Source organism: Thalassospira sp. UBA1131, assembly GCF_002311515.1.
In the GTDB taxonomy this organism is placed as follows: Bacteria; Pseudomonadota; Alphaproteobacteria; order Rhodospirillales; family Thalassospiraceae; genus Thalassospira.
In genome coordinates this window covers 4635-7224 of the sequence record NZ_DCAO01000124.1, presented here as the reverse complement: position 1 = coordinate 7224, position 2590 = coordinate 4635, and the positions used below count along the sequence as shown (strand labels likewise).

General features: G+C 55.6%; 4 protein-coding genes and 1 pseudogene. 1 reads left to right on the top strand and 4 read right to left on the bottom strand.

Annotated features, from left to right (window positions below; all coding sequences use genetic code 11):
* From B3Z49_RS20810 to B3Z49_RS20795, 4 genes and pseudogenes are all read right to left on the bottom strand, one after another.
* Positions 1–488: pseudogene (locus tag B3Z49_RS20810) on the bottom strand (CCA tRNA nucleotidyltransferase); the annotation flags it as partial.
* Between the two features lie 30 nt (positions 489–518).
* Positions 519–806 carry a hypothetical protein gene (locus B3Z49_RS20805; RefSeq protein ID WP_008889887.1) on the bottom strand — a complete coding sequence of 96 codons (288 nt, stop codon included), beginning with the start codon at positions 804–806 and terminating at the stop codon, positions 519–521.
* 23 nt (positions 807–829) lie between these two features.
* Positions 830–1474: a CoA pyrophosphatase gene (locus B3Z49_RS20800; protein ID WP_296994477.1), complete on the bottom strand. Its 645-nt coding sequence runs from the start codon at positions 1472–1474 to the stop codon at positions 830–832.
* On the bottom strand, positions 1471–2052 hold the full coding sequence (locus B3Z49_RS20795) for a DUF1285 domain-containing protein (protein ID WP_063089140.1): 582 nt from the start codon (positions 2050–2052) through the stop codon (positions 1471–1473). The genes B3Z49_RS20800 and B3Z49_RS20795 overlap by 4 nt, the downstream gene beginning before the upstream one ends.
* A gap of 113 nt (positions 2053–2165) precedes the next feature.
* Between B3Z49_RS20795 and B3Z49_RS20790 the strand changes: the two genes are divergently transcribed.
* Positions 2166–2590 (top strand): AAA family ATPase (locus B3Z49_RS20790; protein ID WP_296994473.1); only part of this gene is annotated, 425 nt, incomplete at its 3' end.

The following is a 2590-nucleotide window of genomic DNA, read 5'->3' as shown; positions in this document are numbered from 1 at the left end:
CGCCCGTCGCGCAAATCGGTTTCGCCATCAAACGGGTCATAGATCGTGCCATCAAGGTCGCAGTAAATGGCGTTGAAGGTAAAATCACGGCGCTTGGCATCTTCAAGCCAGCTGTCGGTAAAGGCGACCTCCGCATGGCGGCCATCGGTCAGGACATCGACACGCAACGTCGTGATTTCATAGGTCCCGGCATCGGTAATTGCGGTGACAGTTCCGTGCTTAAGGCCAGTGGGGATGACCCGGATACCTGCCTTTTCCAGCGCGGCCTGCGTATCCTCAGGCGCGAGATCGCAGGCGATATCGACATCAACCAGATCACGTTTAAGCAAGGCATCGCGCACGACACCACCGACAAAGCGCGCACAACCTCCTTGCTGCGCAATGGCATCAAACACGCGGGCGGTATCATCGGCGACCATGATCCCGTATGGCCGCAATCTGCCGGTTACTTCGAGTGCTGTCATCGCTGCCTTGTTGCCACCTGTCATATCAAGTGCCACGACGGTGGCTGGGCTGTTCTATTCCTTGGGTTCGAAATAGCCCGGCTCGACCACGCCGTCACGCAATACCGGCGCATGATAAATGGAATCGGGCGGCGCACCAGTCCCAAGTGCAGTGAAAATCAGGATTGCGGCGGTCAGCAACACGCCCAAACCAAACAGCATCAGCCACGGCCCCTTGTTCCATGGCGGGATGATGTCGTGACCTTCACGGATGGCCTTGGCGCGGGCCCATTTCAGCCACAGCCCGTAAATCACAAAGGGCAGGATCAGAGGAAGACCGATCTGGATGATTTGTCGCAACATAAAGCTCTGTCCTAATATTCGGATTAACGGTTAAGCGATGGCGCATTGGCCCGGATGACTTCAGAGAAGTTGATAAGCATCCCGGCGGTCGCGCCCCAGATGTAATATTCGCGATACGGAATCGCAAAATACCGCCTGCGGGTACCCTCGAACGTCACGGTTTGCAGTTTCTGATTTCGCGGATCAAGAATGAAACTGAGTGGTACTTCAAACACTTCGGCCACTTCGTGGTCATCGGGCTTAAGATCGAATGGCGGTGTAATCAGACCGACGACCGGGGTCACCTGATAGCCGGTCACGGTGTAATAATCATCAATCCGGCCCACCAAATCGATGTGACGGCGGGCAAGACCAATTTCTTCCTCCGTCTCGCGGAGCGCGGTTTCTTCAAGGGTTGCGTCGAATTCTTCCTGCCGCCCGCCGGGGAAGCTGATTTGACCTGCGTGGTCGCTGAGATGATCAGTACGCCTTGTGAGGATCACATGCAAACCCGCATCGCGTTTGACCAGCGGCACCAGAACCGCCGCCGGACGCGAAATCAGTTCCCCGTCAGCAAATGCACGTGCGCGCGATTTCGAACCCGGAAAGTCCACCGCATGGTCGCCACGGCGCTGCAAAACATCGCCAGTTGGCGCGCGCAAGGCGGCAACGATGTCATCGGGTGTCATTCCGTGGCCTCCATCCGACCGATCTCAAAAAACTTCCCATGACTGTAAACACCGATACGTATCATGTTGTGGTCAGGGTCACTAATTTCTTCGGCCAATTCGACCAATTGATAGAACACCGCCCGGTTCAGGCGCGCTTCAAGGCCGCGTTCCAACCCGACATAAGGCGATGGTTCGTCGGTTTCGGGGTCGTGTTCGACGCGCAGGGGATGATCATCATCAAGTTCCACCCACTGGTCGATATTGGTCCGAAAACGGATATTCTGATCTTTGCCTTCGCCTTCGTTTTGCATTTCAACTGCGATGAAGGCGACGTCCTCGACCTCGATCCGGGCCATCTCGGCCGGGGTCACCAACCAGTGCCCGCCTTCCTCATCACGCTGCAACACGGAAGAAAAAAGCTTAACCAGCTCAATTCGGCCAATCGGACCACCTTGATAGAACCAGGTTCCATCCCGACCTATAGACATAGGGATATCGCCACAGATTTGTGGGTGCCGCCCGGTGTCGGGCTTCTGCCCGCGCAAGCGCGTCCACAACTTCTCGGCGAGATCGATGGTTTTTTGGTTTTCATTCATGCTGTAGAGTTGATCCTGAACCAGACGTTTTCCCGTTATGCTTATGCGATTTCATCTGCGTTCTCTGGCCTGCCAACGCCTGCACTGCAACATAGGAAGCACAGTCAACCGCCATGACAAACGCGCCACAATTCCCCGAAGAAATGGGTTTCTCCCAGGAAAGCAGTCTTGAACGCGATGCAGCCCGTCTGGACGAGTGTGTCGCACGGCTGGCCGAAGCCCGCAAAATGATTTCCAGTATTATATTTGGGCAGAATGATGCCGTAGAGCAAACACTTATCGGCATTTTATCCGGTGGACATGTCCTGATGGTCGGTGCGCCGGGCCTTGGCAAGTCGCTTCTGGCGCACACGCTGGGCAAGGTTCTTGGCCTGCTTGACAAGCGTGTTCAGTTCACACCCGATCTTATGCCGGCTGATATTCTGGGTTCCGAAGTTCTTGAAGAAGGGGCAGACGGCAAACGCGCGTTTCGCTTTATCAAGGGACCGGTATTTTGCCAGTTGCTTTTGGCAGATGAAATCAACCGTGCCAGCCCGCG

Bases quoted from the DNA above. Each gene is read 5' to 3' on its own strand.
- B3Z49_RS20795 (WP_063089140.1), bottom strand. From the start codon at position 2,052: ATGAATGAAAACCAAAAAACCATCGATCTCGCCGAGAAGTTGTGGACG.
- B3Z49_RS20800 (WP_296994477.1), bottom strand. From the start codon at position 1,474: ATGACACCCGATGACATCGTTGCCGCCTTGCGCGCGCCAACTGGCGAT.
- B3Z49_RS20805 (WP_008889887.1), bottom strand. From the start codon at position 806: ATGTTGCGACAAATCATCCAGATCGGTCTTCCTCTGATCCTGCCCTTT.